The 13,955-nt window shown below is 50.4% G+C and carries 17 protein-coding genes; 13 read left to right on the top strand and 4 right to left on the bottom strand.

The features are described from left to right. The first annotated feature begins 107 nt into the window (after window positions 1-107). The 11 genes from rplM (at window position 108) to DFR42_RS11705 (ending at window position 8,948) form a co-directional block, all read left to right on the top strand. Window positions 108-536 carry a 50S ribosomal protein L13 gene (gene rplM, locus DFR42_RS11755; RefSeq protein WP_110255178.1) on the top strand — a complete coding sequence of 143 codons (429 nt, stop codon included), beginning with the start codon at window positions 108-110 and terminating at the stop codon, window positions 534-536. 9 nt (window positions 537-545) lie between these two features. Beyond that, window positions 546-938, top strand: coding sequence for a 30S ribosomal protein S9 (rpsI, locus tag DFR42_RS11750; protein WP_110255177.1), 393 nt, complete (start codon window positions 546-548; stop codon window positions 936-938). A gap of 147 nt (window positions 939-1,085) precedes the next feature. Beyond that, window positions 1,086-2,123 (top strand): N-acetyl-gamma-glutamyl-phosphate reductase, encoded by a 1,038-nt coding sequence (argC, locus tag DFR42_RS11745; RefSeq protein WP_110255176.1) that lies wholly within the window; start codon window positions 1,086-1,088, stop codon window positions 2,121-2,123. Window positions 2,124-2,133: 10 nt separating this feature from the next. Continuing rightward, on the top strand, window positions 2,134-2,859 hold the full coding sequence (locus tag DFR42_RS11740; RefSeq protein WP_110255175.1) for a DUF6776 family protein: 726 nt from the start codon (window positions 2,134-2,136) through the stop codon (window positions 2,857-2,859). 103 nt (window positions 2,860-2,962) lie between these two features. Continuing rightward, entirely contained in the window at window positions 2,963-3,352 is a 390-nt protein-coding gene (locus DFR42_RS11735) for a bactofilin family protein (protein ID WP_110255174.1), read from the top strand. A 48-nt stretch (window positions 3,353-3,400) separates the two neighbouring features. Then, window positions 3,401-3,751, top strand: coding sequence for an iron-sulfur cluster insertion protein ErpA (gene erpA / locus DFR42_RS11730; RefSeq protein ID WP_110255173.1), 351 nt, complete (start codon window positions 3,401-3,403; stop codon window positions 3,749-3,751). A gap of 161 nt (window positions 3,752-3,912) precedes the next feature. Continuing rightward, window positions 3,913-4,407, top strand: coding sequence for an ankyrin repeat domain-containing protein (locus tag DFR42_RS11725; protein ID WP_110255172.1), 495 nt, complete (start codon window positions 3,913-3,915; stop codon window positions 4,405-4,407). Window positions 4,408-4,528: 121 nt separating this feature from the next. Next, window positions 4,529-6,007 carry an FAD-linked oxidase C-terminal domain-containing protein gene (locus DFR42_RS11720; protein ID WP_110255171.1) on the top strand — a complete coding sequence of 493 codons (1,479 nt, stop codon included), beginning with the start codon at window positions 4,529-4,531 and terminating at the stop codon, window positions 6,005-6,007. 31 nt (window positions 6,008-6,038) lie between these two features. Then, window positions 6,039-7,103, top strand: coding sequence for a glycolate oxidase subunit GlcE (gene glcE / locus DFR42_RS11715; protein ID WP_110255170.1), 1,065 nt, complete (start codon window positions 6,039-6,041; stop codon window positions 7,101-7,103). 5 nt (window positions 7,104-7,108) lie between these two features. Beyond that, on the top strand, window positions 7,109-8,398 hold the full coding sequence (gene glcF, locus DFR42_RS11710; RefSeq protein ID WP_110255169.1) for a glycolate oxidase subunit GlcF: 1,290 nt from the start codon (window positions 7,109-7,111) through the stop codon (window positions 8,396-8,398). A gap of 70 nt (window positions 8,399-8,468) precedes the next feature. Further along, window positions 8,469-8,948, top strand: a complete 480-nt coding sequence (locus DFR42_RS11705; RefSeq protein WP_211324278.1) for a DUF2867 domain-containing protein — start codon at window positions 8,469-8,471, stop codon at window positions 8,946-8,948. 83 nt (window positions 8,949-9,031) lie between these two features. Here the strand turns inward: DFR42_RS11705 and DFR42_RS11700 are convergent, their stop codons facing one another. From DFR42_RS11700 to DFR42_RS11685, 4 genes are all read right to left on the bottom strand, one after another. Continuing rightward, window positions 9,032-9,304, bottom strand: a complete 273-nt coding sequence (locus DFR42_RS11700) for a hypothetical protein (protein WP_110255167.1) — start codon at window positions 9,302-9,304, stop codon at window positions 9,032-9,034. A gap of 142 nt (window positions 9,305-9,446) precedes the next feature. Further along, window positions 9,447-9,929, bottom strand: coding sequence for a glutathione peroxidase (locus DFR42_RS11695; protein WP_110255166.1), 483 nt, complete (start codon window positions 9,927-9,929; stop codon window positions 9,447-9,449). Then, complete coding sequence (locus DFR42_RS11690; protein ID WP_110255165.1) at window positions 9,926-11,062, bottom strand: PilT/PilU family type 4a pilus ATPase; 1,137 nt, start codon at window positions 11,060-11,062, stop codon at window positions 9,926-9,928. Before DFR42_RS11690 ends, DFR42_RS11695 begins: the two co-directional genes overlap by 4 nt. Window positions 11,063-11,082: 20 nt before the next feature. Continuing rightward, window positions 11,083-12,126, bottom strand: a complete 1,044-nt coding sequence (locus DFR42_RS11685; RefSeq protein ID WP_110255164.1) for a type IV pilus twitching motility protein PilT — start codon at window positions 12,124-12,126, stop codon at window positions 11,083-11,085. Window positions 12,127-12,403: 277 nt separating this feature from the next. On the opposite strand from DFR42_RS11685, the gene DFR42_RS11680 reads away from it, so the two are divergent. Beyond that, a complete protein-coding gene (locus DFR42_RS11680) occupies window positions 12,404-13,108 on the top strand; it encodes a YggS family pyridoxal phosphate-dependent enzyme (RefSeq protein WP_110255163.1) in 705 nt (234 codons plus the stop codon). Continuing rightward, window positions 13,098-13,931, top strand: a complete 834-nt coding sequence (gene proC / locus DFR42_RS11675) for a pyrroline-5-carboxylate reductase (RefSeq protein ID WP_110255162.1) — start codon at window positions 13,098-13,100, stop codon at window positions 13,929-13,931. The genes DFR42_RS11680 and proC overlap by 11 nt, the downstream gene beginning before the upstream one ends. Window positions 13,932-13,955: the final 24 nt, after the last annotated feature.

The following is a 13,955-nucleotide window of genomic DNA, read 5'->3' as shown; positions in this document are numbered from 1 at the left end:
GATCGCCCAAGGGAGAAGTGATAAGGACGAGTCTGCTGAAATTAATGGCAGAACCACCAAAAACACAGAATATTTGAGGGCGTTTTTAACTTTTATTAGGATTCAACATGAAAACCTTTTCCGCTAAGGGCCATGAGGTTCAGCGCGACTGGTTCGTGATTGACGCGACAGATAAAGTACTCGGACGTGTTGCCAGCGAAGTGGCACTCCGTTTACGCGGCAAACATAAACCAGAATTTACACCACACGTAGACACAGGCGATTTTATCGTTGTTGTTAACGCAGGCAAACTGCGCGTGACTGGTACTAAAGCTCTGAACAAAACATACTACCGTCATACTGGTTATCCAGGCGGTATCTATGAAACAAATTTCCAGAAAATGCAAGAGCGTTTTCCAGGTCGTGCACTCGAGAAAGCTGTTAAAGGCATGTTGCCTAAAGGCCCACTCGGCTATGCAATGATCAAGAAGCTGAAAGTCTATGCAGATGCAACACATCCGCACGCAGCTCAGCAACCACAAGTACTCGACATCTAAGGATTAGCCATGATCGGTAATTACAACTACGGAACTGGCCGTCGCAAGAGCGCAGTTGCTCGCGTATTCCTGAAATCCGGCAGCGGCAAGATCGTTGTCAACGGCAAACCAGCTAACGAGTATTTCTCTCGTGAAACTGGCCTGATGGTCATCCGTCAACCTCTGGAACTGACTAATAATCTCGAAACATTCGACATTATGGTTAACGTTCACGGCGGCGGCGAATCCGGCCAATCCGGTGCTGTTCGTCACGGTATCACTCGTGCCCTGATCGACTACGATGCAGCTTTGAAACCTGAATTGTCAAAAGCTGGCTTCGTTACTCGTGATGCTCGCGAAGTTGAACGTAAAAAAGTTGGTCTGCGCAAAGCACGTCGCGCAAAACAATTCTCCAAGCGTTAATTTTTTATCGCTGTACGAATTGCTACAAGAGAGCCGCCTGCAAGGGCGGCTTTTTTGCTTTGGAGCATGTAACGAGTTTTTTCAGTCACAGCGGCATAGACTCTTATGCTGCTAGAATAGCGTCAAAATTTCTTGCAAGGAAAGCATATGATCAAAATTGGCATCGTAGGTGGCACTGGATATACCGGGGTAGAATTATTGCGCATATTGGCCACCCATCCTCAGGCGCAAATTACGGCGATCACTTCCCGCAAGGAAGATGGCTTGCCAGTTTCTGAAATGTATCCTTCCCTGCGTGGTCGCGTGGATATCGCTTTTTCTGCGCCAGATAAAGCCAATCTCAAGGAATGCGACGTCGTCTTCTTTGCCACCCCGCATGGCGTAGCCATGGCACAGGCACCTGAATTGCTTGCTGCAGGCGTCAAGGTCATCGACCTGGCAGCTGACTTCCGCATGAAGAATGTGGCAGAATTTGAAAAATGGTATGGCATACCGCACACCTGTACCGAAGTTTTGGATGAAGCCGTGTATGGCTTGCCAGAACTGAACCGTGCCGCCATCAAGACCGCCAGAGTGGTGGGCAACCCAGGTTGCTACCCAACGACCATGCAGCTCGGTTTTTCCCCATTGCTGAAGGCAGGCATCATTGATGCAGGCAATCTGATCGCCGACTGCAAATCTGGCGTATCCGGCGCAGGCCGCAAGGCGGAACTGGGCCTTTTGTTCTCTGAAACCAGTGACACCTTCAAGGCCTATGGCGTATCCGGCCACAGGCATACTCCTGAAACCATAGAACAATTGCAGCGCATCAGCAAAGACCCGGTAGGCTTGTTGTTCACGCCGCACTTAGTGCCGATGATACGTGGCATGCATTCCACCCTGTATGCACGCCTGAATACAGAAATCAGCAACGAAGACTTGCAAGCCCTGTTTGAAAATGCCTACAAGGATGAAGTCTTTGTCGATGTACTGCCATTTGGTTCGCATCCTGAGACGCGTTCCACTCGCGCTTCCAACATGTTGCGTCTGGCTTTGCACAGGCCAAACAATGGCAATACTGTTGTCATATTGGTAGTGCAGGACAATCTGGTCAAGGGCGCATCTGGCCAGGCCGTGCAGTGTATGAATTTAATGTTTGGCCTGGAAGAAGGCACCGGGCTGATGCACGTGCCAGTCCTGCCTTAATCGCACGGTTATGGCAAAGTCACGTCTGACTCCCAAGCGCTTCCTGGCGCCAAAAATGACGATTACGCATGAAAAGCCGTGGACATTCAAAGTGGCCATGGCTGGCGTCGTCATAGCTATTGCTGCTGGCGTCGCTTGGTGGACTTATGATCTGGGCAAAAGTTTCGCTTTCGGCTCCAAAATCAGCGCCGATGAAGTAGAAGGGCTGAAAGAGAAAATAACGGAGTTGACCGCCGAGCGTGACAAGCTCTCGCTGGCTGCCAATACCATAGAGAGCACGGTCAATATCGACAAGTCTACCCAAAAGCAGTTGACCGACCAGGTCAAGGCTTTGACGACAGAAAACCTCAAGCTCAAGGATGACCTGGCATTTTTTGAAAGCCTGACACCCTCAGCAGTTGGCGCTGAAGGTATTTCCCTGCAAAATTTCAAGGTGGAAATGTTGAGCCCGGGCCAGCTACGCTATAGGGCACTGGTCATGCAGGGTGGCAAGAATGGCCGGGATTTCACTGGGGAAATGCAATTCAGCTTGAACTTGGTACAAGTTGGTAAACCTGCTACGATGCTGTTTCCCGACCCTAAGTCGGGCGATGCCGGGAAGTTAAAATTATCATTCCGGCATTATCAAAGGCTGGAAGGTACGATCACCTTGCCAGAGGGAGCTACGGTTAAAGGTGTACAGGCCAAAGTGTTATCCAATGGCCAGATCCGGGCTCAGCAAATGGTCAATTTATAAAACTGTGAATTTATAAACCACGCAAAGAAACTGCAGCAATTGCTAAAAATAGCATTTCTCATATGCCGCGGGTTCTGGCTCATTTCCTCAAAAGGGAGCACGAATGTTTAATCGAAAAACCAAGAATACGATAGATAGTCTGATAGGCGCGACTACGGTCATACAGGGTGACTTGCACTTTAAAGGCGGTTTGCGCATCGATGGTCACATCCGCGGCAATGTCGTCGCTGATCTGGAAGCATCCAGCATGCTGGTGATCTCTGAACAGGCAAAAATTGATGGCGAAGTCCGCGCGGCCCACATTGTTGTCAATGGTGTCATCAATGGCCCGGTATTTTCTTCAGAACTGCTTGAATTACAGCCAAAAGCACAAATATTTGGTGATGTGCACTACAAAACACTGGAAATGCTGAGCGGTGCTGTCGTTTCTGGCAAGCTTAGTCATGACCAGGCTCAAGAACCTGTCTTGAAACTCGCAGCGAACAATGCATAGATTTCCGTGCGGGTCTATAATGATGGTAAATAGTCTGAAGGAGTAATTATGAACGCTGTTGCCGAAATGCCCGCACCCATTGTTTTCACTGAAAGCGCCGCTGCCAAAGTAGCCCAGCTGATTGAAGAAGAGGGTAATCCTGACCTGAAACTGCGCGTCTTCGTACAAGGCGGCGGTTGCTCAGGTTTCCAGTATGGTTTCACATTTGATGAAATCACCAATGAAGATGATACGACCATGACCAAGAATGGCGTCCATTTGCTGATCGACTCCATGAGCTACCAATACTTGGTTGGCGCAGAAATCGATTACAAGGATGACCTCGAAGGCGCACAGTTCGTCATCAAGAACCCGAATGCAACGACCACTTGTGGTTGTGGTTCTTCATTCTCAGCATAATCCTCGTTGATTTGCCTGAAAAAGGACGCTTAGGCGTCCTTTTGTTTTTTGTGGGTTCATGTCATTTTATCGCCTGTTACAGTTTATTGCGTCTTGATCAATGGTTTGCCATGGCAATTACTGTAAGATGCCGCCCTTTGGTTTAGTAAAGGCGTTCAGACATGAAAAACAAATACATACCTAGCTTGACGTCTATTCTGATGTCCATCCTGTTCGCGATAACACTGCCGGCCAATGCAGGTGGTTTGAGCAAGGCAGAGCGTAGCCAGTACACTGCCATGCTGAAAGCCATCAACGAAAATAATGCCGCGGCAGTTGAAAAATTCATCAAGGATAAAATCAGGCTTGATTTGCAAGAAGACAGCCGGGCTGCCCCCACCTTCATGACGCAGGCAGCTTTGAAGGGTAACAATGACATCATCCTGGCCTTGCTCAAGGTGGGGGCAGATATAGAATCGACTAACGGTGACGGATATACACCCCTGCTATGTGCCGTGCTGATGGACAAGCTGGAGACAGTTCAATTATTAATCAGCAAAAAAGCCGACGTGAATGCCACTGCACCTAATGGTGATACGCCTTTGTCCATGGCAAAATATGCAGCAAAGTCAAACAAGACAATGATAGATGTACTGGTGAAGGCTGGAGCCAGATAAGGGCACTGTTGCATAAGTCGCTCCCCCTGAAGTAATGAAAAGTATTTGCGGCAATTTCTGAGAACAATTCATCACAAGACATGGAAAGCTGATTACACTCCTTGAATCAACAGGAGCCAGCATGGAAGCATCACTCGCCATATCTTCACGCCAGCAAGACCTTGTGCGCGCACTGCGCCAGCAATTGCCTGCGCATTGCATTTTGTATGATGAAGAAGATACCCGCCCCTATGAATGTGACGGCCTGGCAGCTTACCGCCAGTTACCCATGGTGGTGACCCTGCCAGAAAATGAAAGCCAGGTCATCAGCATCATCAATATCTGCCGTGAAAAGCAGGTGGCCATCGTGCCGCGCGGTGCTGGTACGGGTTTGTCTGGCGGTGCCATGCCGATTGCAGACGGCCTGGTGCTATCAACAGCCAAGCTCAATAAAATCATCAAGATCGATGCCTATGCTCGCACTGCGGTCGTGCAACCTGGTGTGCGTAACCTGGCGATCTCTGAAGCAGTATCTGCCCACGGTTTGTATTACGCGCCTGACCCATCTTCACAAATCGCCTGCACCATAGGCGGCAATGTGGCAGAAAATTCTGGTGGCGTGCATTGCCTTAAATATGGCTTGACGGTCCACAATGTCATGGCGGTACGCGCCATCACCATGGAGGGTGAGGTCATAGAGCTGGGCGGTGGCGCACTCGATGCACCTGGCCTGGATTTGCTGGCCGTGTTCATCGGTTCTGAAGGCATGCTCGGTGTCGTCACAGAAGTGACCGTTAAACTGATACCCAAGCCGCAAACAGCACGCGTGATTATGGCGTCGTTTGATGATGTAGTAAAAGGCGGCAATGCGGTCGCCAGCGTGATTGCCGCAGGCATCATCCCTGCCGGGCTGGAGATGATGGACAAGACATCTTCGCGCATGGTCGAGCCCTTTGTGCAGGCAGGTTATGACACCGATGCCGAAGCCATTTTGCTCTGTGAATCAGACGGCACCATAGAAGAAGTCGAAGAAGAAATTGCCCGCATGAGCGCCGTATTGGAGCAGGCAGGTGCGACCGCACTGGCAGTCTCCAATAGCGAGGCAGAGCGCCTGCGTTTCTGGTCTGGCCGCAAGAATGCTTTCCCCGCTGCGGGTCGCATCTCCCCCGATTACTACTGCATGGATGGCACGATACCGCGCAAGCATATGGCACAAGTCCTGATCGGTATCACTGCCATGGAAGAAAAATACGGCCTGCGTTGCGCCAACGTCTTTCATGCGGGCGATGGCAATTTGCACCCACTGATTTTATTTGATGCAAACAAAGAAGGTGAGTTTCACCGGGCCGAGGAATTTGGTGCCGAGATACTGGAGTTATGCGTCAAGGTCGGTGGCACCATCACTGGTGAACATGGTGTGGGTATAGAAAAAATCAATTCCATGTGTGTGCAGTTTTCCAGTGAAGAGATTACTGCCTTCCTCGACTTGAAACGGGCTTTTGATCCTGACGCCTTGCTGAATCCGGATAAAGCCATACCTACCTTGCATCGCTGTGCGGAATATGGCCGCATGCATGTGAAAAGAGGCAGTTTGAAGTTCCCTGATTTGCCGCGTTTTTAAAGACAGAGGCTAGACTTAATTGGACGATGGCATGCAAACAACGCTAGACAATTTTCGTGAACGCATATTGGCAGCAAGTGCCAGTGGCACCGCCCTGCAGATACAGGGTGGTGGCAGCAAGCACTGGTATGGGCAGGAAGTGCAGGGAGAGGTACTGGATACCCGTGCTTACAGCGGCATCCTGGCATATGACCCGACTGAGCTGGTACTGACAGCCCGCAGCGGTACGTCACTGACAGAAATAGAAACCGCTCTGGCAGCACAAAACCAGATGCTGGCATTCGAGCCGCCACACTGGGGTACTGGTGCCACCATAGGCGGTGTCGTGGCTGCAGGCTTGTCTGGCCCAAGGCGGCCTGCCGTCGGCGCCGTGCGTGATTTTGTGCTCGGTGTCAGCCTCATGAATGGGCAAGGGCAAATACTGGAATTTGGTGGTCAGGTCATGAAGAATGTCGCTGGCTATGATGTCTCTCGCTTGCTCACTGGTTCCATGGGCTGCCTGGGTTTGCTGCTGGATATTTCCGTCAAGGTTTTGCCTCGTCCCTTTGCAGAAACCACCCTGGTATTTGCTCTGTCAGAAGCAGATGCACTGACGCGTTTGAATCAGTGGGCAGGCCAGGCCTTACCCATCTCTGCCAGTTGCTGGCATGTAGGCCGATTGATGTTGCGACTGTCTGGCGCAGAGGCCGCAGTGCGTGCTGCCAGGGCCAGGCTGGGCGGTGAAGAAATGTACGATGCCACCGACTTCTGGACGGCTTTACGCGAACAGACCCTGGATTTTTTCCAGCAGGAAGAAGAACACGGCTTATGGCGTTTATCGCTACCATCCACCAGCCTGGCCTTGAAGCTGACTGGCAAAACCATGATCGAATGGGGCGGGGCGCAGCGCTGGCTTTACAGCACAGAAAAACCTGAGCTGATACGCCTGACTGCACTGGCTGCCGGTGGCCATGCAAGTTTGTTCCGCGGCGGTGACAAGAGCATAGGTGTATTCGCCCCCTTGTCGGCACCGGTAGAAAAAATACACAAACGCCTGAAGAATACTTTTGACCCTGCCGGTATATTCAACCCCGGTCGCATGTATAAAGGCTGGTAAAGATAATGCAAACCAATCTCGCTGATTTCATCAAAGACACACGCGAAGGCAAAGAGGCTGAAGATATCTTGCGCAAGTGTGTGCATTGCGGATTTTGTACAGCTACTTGCCCGACTTATCAATTACTTGGTGATGAGCTTGATGGGCCGCGTGGCCGCATCTACCTCATCAAGCAGGTCCTGGAAGGCAAGCCTGCTACAGCCAAAACCCAGCAACATCTGGATCGCTGCCTGACTTGCCGCAATTGTGAAACCACCTGCCCATCCGGTGTGCAATATGGCCGCCTGGTGGATATAGGCCGTCAGGTAGTCGAAAAACAGGTAGGCCGCCCGCTGTTCCAAAAGATCAACCGCGCAGCTCTTAAAGCCGTGCTGCCACGCAAATGGATATTCAATCCCGCGATGAAGCTGGGGCAAAGCCTGCGCGCAGTCTTGCCCAAGGCCTTGCAAAATAAAGTACCGGTAGCGCAAGATGCAGGTCTATGGCCGCAAACTGAACATGCCCGCAAGATGCTCTTGCTCGATGGTTGCGTGCAACCCGCCATGTCACCGAATATCAATGCCGCTACGGCCAGGGTTTTAGATGCTATGGGAGTGCAATTGCAGATCGCTCCCAAGGCAGGTTGTTGCGGTGCCATACGCTATCATTTGAATGAGCATGAAGATGGTCTCAATGATATGCGCCAGAATATCGATGCGTGGTGGCCCTATGTAGAGGCCGGTGCAGAAGCCATCGTCATGACCGCCTCCGGCTGTGGTGCTACGGTAAAAGAGTATGGTCATCTGCTGGCGCATGATGAAGCCTATGCAGGCAAGGCTGGAAAAATATCCATGCTTACCCGTGACCTCAGTGAAATCCTGCCAGAATTCCAGCCGCAACTGGTACAGCGCCTGCAAGGCAAACTGAGCAAGCGCATCGCCTGGCACCCGCCTTGCACCTTGCAGCATGGTCAACAAATACGCGGCAAGGTCGAAGGTCTGTTGACAGCCATAGGTGTCGATGTGAGGCTATGTGCCGACAGTCATTTATGTTGCGGCTCAGCCGGTACTTATTCTGTCCTGCAACCCAAGCTCTCTTACCAGTTGCGGGATAATAAGCTACGCAATCTGGAGGCGACAGATGCAGAGATGATCTTGTCGGCGAATATAGGTTGCCTGACACATTTACAATCAGGCACAGAACTGCCGGTACAGCACTGGATAGAACTTATAGACCGGGCCTTGCAGGACTCTGTGATAAGTCAGGATTTGCCTGAAGCGGGCAGCGCACCAATTGTTGTGAATAAAACTGAGTAACACTGAATAAAACATGTCCGGCCAGTGCACACTCCTTAGCGAATGCGGGCATCCACAACAAAGTGTGCTGATGCCCGAGGTAGTTAACGCAGCCTATTATCGCGATTCGTACAGGACTGAGCCTGGTCATCGCGAATTGACAGTCAGCGATGCATTTCATGCGATTTTCATGCACAGGCCAACATGGATGAAGCTCATCATGCTGAGCCGTAATTACCTGATGTCCCTGTTTGGCATTGCCGTACCAGACAAGGCAGAAATCATGCATCCACGCATGAGATCAGATTATAAAGTGGGTGAAAAAATTGGCGCATGGCCTATTTTTTATTTGAGTTCAGAAGAGCTGGTTGCCGGGCGCGACAACAGCCATCTGGATTTCCGTCTTTCGATAGTGCGTGTAGAAGAAAAGCAGACCACCGCTATTGTCATATCAACAGTCTGCATCACGCACAACTGGTTTGGACGAGCGTATATGCAACTGATACGCCCTTTCCATCGCTGGGGCTTAAAACTGCTGATACGTCAGGCAATACTGGCGGGGCGCTTATAAGCCGAAATGATTTGAGAAGTTATCCAAAGACACTTGTCATCAATCAGTCAGCAATTTTTCAATATCTGCAAGTCACTAAGGGGCTAAACCCCAAATAAAACCGCAAACATCAAGGGGATAGTCAACAGTGGAATGAACATTGCAATGCTTTGACGACCTTTTATCGCAATCAGATAGGAAGATATCGCTATTAAGATAAAAATGCTTACCCATGCAGGAAGCAAAAAAGAATAAAAGTAGTCAACGTTATTGCTGTTTCCTGCACCCGCTGCACTGAAAACTCCAATAAAAAAACCCGCGATACCATTAGCAAGAAGTCGAATAGTTACATTAAAAAGAGGCTTGAAAAGGGACATGTACTTAATTCATTTGCTTTAATTAAGCAACGGGGCTGATTTTTTTTTGTGTGCTGTGACACCTGGGGTTTTTAAAAAATGCATTTGAAGTACCATCATATCGCATCAATGATTTCATTGAAAACGATACGATGGCTCTGCCTTACGCTTCCAGCAGTTTTTCTATGTCATCCAGCAAGTCTTTAGGCGCAGTTTGTGGCGCATAGCGTTTGAATACCGTACCATCTTTCTTGACCAGGAACTTGGTGAAGTTCCATTTGATGGATTGGCTGCCCAATAAGCCAGGAGCCTGGCTTTTCAGGTGCTGGAACAAGGGGTGGGCCTTGTCGCCATTGACATCGATTTTGTCGAACAAGGGAAAAGTCACGCCATAATTTTTTTCGCAGAAAGCACCGATCTCACCAGCTGAACCAGGTTCCTGATGGCCAAACTGGTTGCAGGGAAAGCCCAGCACTTCCACACCCTTGTCCTTGAATTGCTGATAGATTGCTTCGAGGCCTTTGTATTGCGGGGTAAAACCGCAATTGCTGGCCGTGTTCACGATCAGCAATACCTTGCCTGCATATTGCTTGAGATCGACAGGTTCACCCTGCAGGTTATTAGCCTGAAAAGCGAGCGCGTTCATACTATGCCCAGGTGTTTGGTGCCAGCGGTCAAGTCCCTGTCCTTGGCGTCTTTGCCTTTCAGCATGATGGCCAGACGCAGCTCATTGACAGAGTCGGCATTACGCAACGCATCTTCATAAGTGATTTCATCAGCTTCATGCAAATCAAACAGCGACTGATCAAAGGTTTGCATGCCCAGTTCACGCGATTTTTTCATGATCTCTTTGATCTCATGCACCGCACCTTTAAAGATCAGGTCAGACACCAGCGGTGTATTGAGCATGATTTCTACTGCGGCTGCACGACCCTTGCGGCCTTTCAGTGGCACCAGGCGCTGGGAGATAACCGCTTTCAGGTTCAGCGACAAATCCATCAGCAACTGGGCGCGACGTTCTTCGGGGAAGAAGTTGATGATACGGTCCAGCGCCTGGTTGGAGCTATTCGCATGCAAAGTAGCCAGGCAAAGATGGCCGGTTTCTGCAAAGGCAACAGCAAAGTCCATGGTTTCGCGGTCGCGGATCTCACCGATCTGGATAACATCCGGTGCCTGACGCAGGGAATTTTTCAAGGCCGCACCCCAGTCATCGGTATCAATACCGATTTCACGCTGGGTGATGATGCAATTCATATGCGGATGCACATATTCTATCGGGTCTTCGATCGTGATGATGTGACCGTAGCTATTCGCATTCCTGTAACCCAGCATGGCGGCCAGCGAGGTGGATTTACCTGAGCCGGTTGCACCCACCATGATGACCAGACCGCGCTTGGTCATGGCGATTTCTTTGAGATTCTCGGGCAAGCCCAGGTCTTCCAGCTTGGGAATGGCAGTCGTAATCGTCCGCAATACCAGGCCTACGCGGCCTTGCTGCATGAAGGCCGAGACGCGGAAACGTCCCAGCCCAGCCGGGCTGATCGCGAAATTACATTCCTTGGTTGATTCAAATTCTGAAGACTGCTTGTCGTTCATGATGGAACGGGCAAGATCAACAGTATGGGCTGGGGAGAGCGGCTGGTTTGAGACTGGCGTTACCCGTCCGTCTATCTTGAAGGCGGGAGGGAAGTCTGCAGTAATAAACAAGTCTGAACCGTTTTTGCTGAGCATAAGTCTCAGCAAATCATTCATGAATTTGGTGGCCTGATCGCGTTCCATGTTTTTGTCCTTTTGATCTCTTAGCCTGGGAAATTGTCTGGCTGTTTGGCCGCACCACGTGCAGTTGCCACCGAGATGACATTGCGGCGTACCAGGTCGGTCAGATTTTGATCCAGGGTTTGCATGCCCAGATTACTACCCGTTTGTATCGATGAATACATCTGGGCAATCTTGGCTTCACGGATAAGATTACGTATCGCTGGTGTACCCAGCATGATTTCATGCGCCGCCACGCGGCCAGAACCATCCTTGGTTTTCAGCAGGGTTTGCGAGATAACTGCCTGCAGTGACTCAGACAACATCGAACGCACCATCTCTTTTTCTTCCGCCGGGAAAACGTCGACAATACGATCGATGGTTTTTGCAGCAGAGGATGTATGCAGGGTGCCGAATACCAAGTGACCGGTTTCAGCAGCAGTCAATGCCAGGCGTATGGTTTCCAGATCACGCAACTCACCAACCAGGATGGCATCAGGATCTTCACGCAGGGCAGAGCGCAGCGCGTTGTTGAAAGACATGGTGTGCGGGCCGACTTCACGCTGGTTGATCAGGCATTTTTTGGATTCATGCACAAATTCTATCGGGTCTTCGACTGTCAGGATATGGCCATATTCGTGTTCGTTGAGGTGGTTCACCATGGCAGCCAGGGTAGTTGATTTACCTGAACCGGTAGGCCCCGTCACCAGTACCAGACCGCGTGGCTTCAAGGCCAGTTCAGCGAAAATCTTGGGCGTATTCAACTGTTCCAGCGACAAAATCTTGGATGGAATGGTACGCATAACGGCAGCGGCACCACGTTCCTGGTTGAAGGCATTCACACGGAAGCGGGCCAGGCCAGGGATGGAGAAAGAGAAATCGCACTCCAGCGTGTCTTCATAAGCTTTACGCTGAGAGTCATTCATGATGTCATAGATCAACTCATGAACATCTTTATGTTCCAGTGGTGGCAAATTAATACGTCTGACGTCACCATGTACCCGTATCATGGGCGGCAAGCCGGAAGATAAGTGTAAGTCGGAGGCATTGTTCTTGACGGAGAACGCCAGCAGTTCTGAAATGTCCATTTATAATTCCGGTAATGAAGTCGTTGCTGATTGTGGGTAAACTGCTCAAAGAACCTTATACGATCTTGCTGCGCGAGCGTGATCGGGACTCATGCGCTGCTCAAAATGCTCATGTACTTAAGTACATTCCGTTTTTTGCGCTGCTCTTCATCCCGCTGACGCTCGCTCGCTACAGATCGTAAACAGGTTCTAAAGCAAGATAAAAGCAATATTAAGCTGTGGATGAGAGTTTTACCATAAGTCCACAACGAATTAGATAGATTTTTGGTTACTGATTATGTCCTCAATTTCTGACAACTTGCAAGCCGTAAGTGCGGATATCCGTACTGCCGCCCTTGCTAGCGGGCGCGATCCGCAACAACTACGTCTGCTGGCTGTGTCCAAGACGTTTCCGGCAGATGCTGTCATAGAAGCAGCAGAGGCGGGCCAGCACTGTTTTGGTGAAAATTATCTACAAGAAGCTTTGGAGAAGATGCAGGAAGTACAGGCAAAAAAGCCGCAACTTCAGCTCGAATGGCATTTTATCGGCCCCATACAGAGCAATAAGACCCGTCCCATTTCCGAGCATTTCGCCTGGGTACATTCCGTCGACAGGGAAAAAATCGCCCAGCGCCTGTCGGAACAGAGACCAGCAGGCATGCCAGTTTTGAATATTTGTCTGCAAGTTAATATTAGCGGCGAGGCAAGCAAGAGCGGTGTCTTGCCTGAAGAAGCTGTGGCATTGGCGCAAAAAATTGCGGTGCTACCTGGCTTGCAGTTACGTGGCCTGATGGCAGTGCCGGAAGCCAGTGATGATGAACAAGTGCAAAGGCAGGCATTTCGCCAGTTGAAACTGTTGAGCGATGACATACAAGCTGCAGGTATCTCCCTTGATACCCTGTCCATGGGCATGAGTAGTGACATGCATGCAGCAATTGCAGAAGGCAGCACCATGGTCAGGATAGGAACAGCTATTTTTGGAAACCGGAATTATGCAAAATAAGATGAAAATCGCCTTCATAGGCGGTGGCAATATGGCAAATGCCCTGATAGGTGGTTTGCTTAAGAATTTGACGACCGCTGAACATATCCATGTCATTGATCTCAATCAGTCTTCTCTCGATAAATTGAGTAGCGACTTTGGTGTCAGCACGGCGCTTGCCGCCGATGCCAGGCTGGCGCAGATGGATGCGATTATTCTGGCTGTCAAACCGCAGCAATTGCGTGAAGTCGTGCAGGGGCTGAGCCCTTACCTCAATGAACAATTATTGATCTCCATCGCCGCTGGCATACGTGCAACGGATATGGCGCGCTGGCTGGGGGGCTATGAAAAAATTGTGCGTACCATGCCCAATACCCCTGCACTCATCGGCCAGGGCATGACAGGCCTGTTTGCCCTGGCTGCGGTTAGTGCAGAGCAAAAACAAATGGCTGAGCACATCATGCAAGCTGTTGGTGCAACTACCTGGCTGGACGATGAAAGTTTGCTGGATGCAGTGACCGCAGTATCAGGCAGTGGCCCGGCCTATGTATTTTATTTCATCGAAGCCATGCAACAGGCTGCCACAGAGCTGGGTCTGAGTCCTGAGCAGGGTCTGCAACTGGCGATGACGACCTTTAACGGCGCAGCCCAACTGGCTTTGCAAGCGACAGAACCCGTGAGTGTGTTGCGTGAACGCGTTACCTCCAAAGGCGGCACGACCTATGCGGCATTGACCAGCATGGAAAACGCTGGCGTCAAACTAGCCATCGTCAATGCTGTCAAGGCAGCCGCCGCGCGAGGAAAAGAACTGGGTGATGAATTTGGCAAGGACAGCCAGCAATAATTGAATTGTTACTGGCTTCAGCTT

Source organism: Undibacterium pigrum, assembly GCF_003201815.1.
Taxonomy (GTDB): domain Bacteria; phylum Pseudomonadota; class Gammaproteobacteria; order Burkholderiales; family Burkholderiaceae_D; genus Undibacterium; species Undibacterium pigrum.
This window is presented reverse-complemented; position numbering and strand designations above follow the sequence as displayed.

What these genes read in the sequence shown, in the direction of transcription:
- rplM (WP_110255178.1), top strand. Translation starts at nt 108, where the DNA reads ATGAAAACCTTTTCCGCTAAGGGCCATGAGGTTCAGCGCGACTGGTTC.
- rpsI (WP_110255177.1), top strand. Translation starts at nt 546, where the DNA reads ATGATCGGTAATTACAACTACGGAACTGGCCGTCGCAAGAGCGCAGTT.
- argC (WP_110255176.1), top strand. Translation starts at nt 1,086, where the DNA reads ATGATCAAAATTGGCATCGTAGGTGGCACTGGATATACCGGGGTAGAA.
- DFR42_RS11740 (WP_110255175.1), top strand. Translation starts at nt 2,134, where the DNA reads ATGGCAAAGTCACGTCTGACTCCCAAGCGCTTCCTGGCGCCAAAAATG.
- DFR42_RS11735 (WP_110255174.1), top strand. Translation starts at nt 2,963, where the DNA reads ATGTTTAATCGAAAAACCAAGAATACGATAGATAGTCTGATAGGCGCG.
- erpA (WP_110255173.1), top strand. Translation starts at nt 3,401, where the DNA reads ATGAACGCTGTTGCCGAAATGCCCGCACCCATTGTTTTCACTGAAAGC.
- DFR42_RS11725 (WP_110255172.1), top strand. Translation starts at nt 3,913, where the DNA reads ATGAAAAACAAATACATACCTAGCTTGACGTCTATTCTGATGTCCATC.
- DFR42_RS11720 (WP_110255171.1), top strand. Translation starts at nt 4,529, where the DNA reads ATGGAAGCATCACTCGCCATATCTTCACGCCAGCAAGACCTTGTGCGC.
- glcE (WP_110255170.1), top strand. Translation starts at nt 6,039, where the DNA reads ATGCAAACAACGCTAGACAATTTTCGTGAACGCATATTGGCAGCAAGT.
- glcF (WP_110255169.1), top strand. Translation starts at nt 7,109, where the DNA reads ATGCAAACCAATCTCGCTGATTTCATCAAAGACACACGCGAAGGCAAA.
- DFR42_RS11705 (WP_211324278.1), top strand. Translation starts at nt 8,469, where the DNA reads ATGCCCGAGGTAGTTAACGCAGCCTATTATCGCGATTCGTACAGGACT.
- DFR42_RS11700 (WP_110255167.1), bottom strand. Translation starts at nt 9,304, where the DNA reads ATGTCCCTTTTCAAGCCTCTTTTTAATGTAACTATTCGACTTCTTGCT.
- DFR42_RS11695 (WP_110255166.1), bottom strand. Translation starts at nt 9,929, where the DNA reads ATGAACGCGCTCGCTTTTCAGGCTAATAACCTGCAGGGTGAACCTGTC.
- DFR42_RS11690 (WP_110255165.1), bottom strand. Translation starts at nt 11,062, where the DNA reads ATGGAACGCGATCAGGCCACCAAATTCATGAATGATTTGCTGAGACTT.
- DFR42_RS11685 (WP_110255164.1), bottom strand. Translation starts at nt 12,126, where the DNA reads ATGGACATTTCAGAACTGCTGGCGTTCTCCGTCAAGAACAATGCCTCC.
- DFR42_RS11680 (WP_110255163.1), top strand. Translation starts at nt 12,404, where the DNA reads ATGTCCTCAATTTCTGACAACTTGCAAGCCGTAAGTGCGGATATCCGT.
- proC (WP_110255162.1), top strand. Translation starts at nt 13,098, where the DNA reads ATGCAAAATAAGATGAAAATCGCCTTCATAGGCGGTGGCAATATGGCA.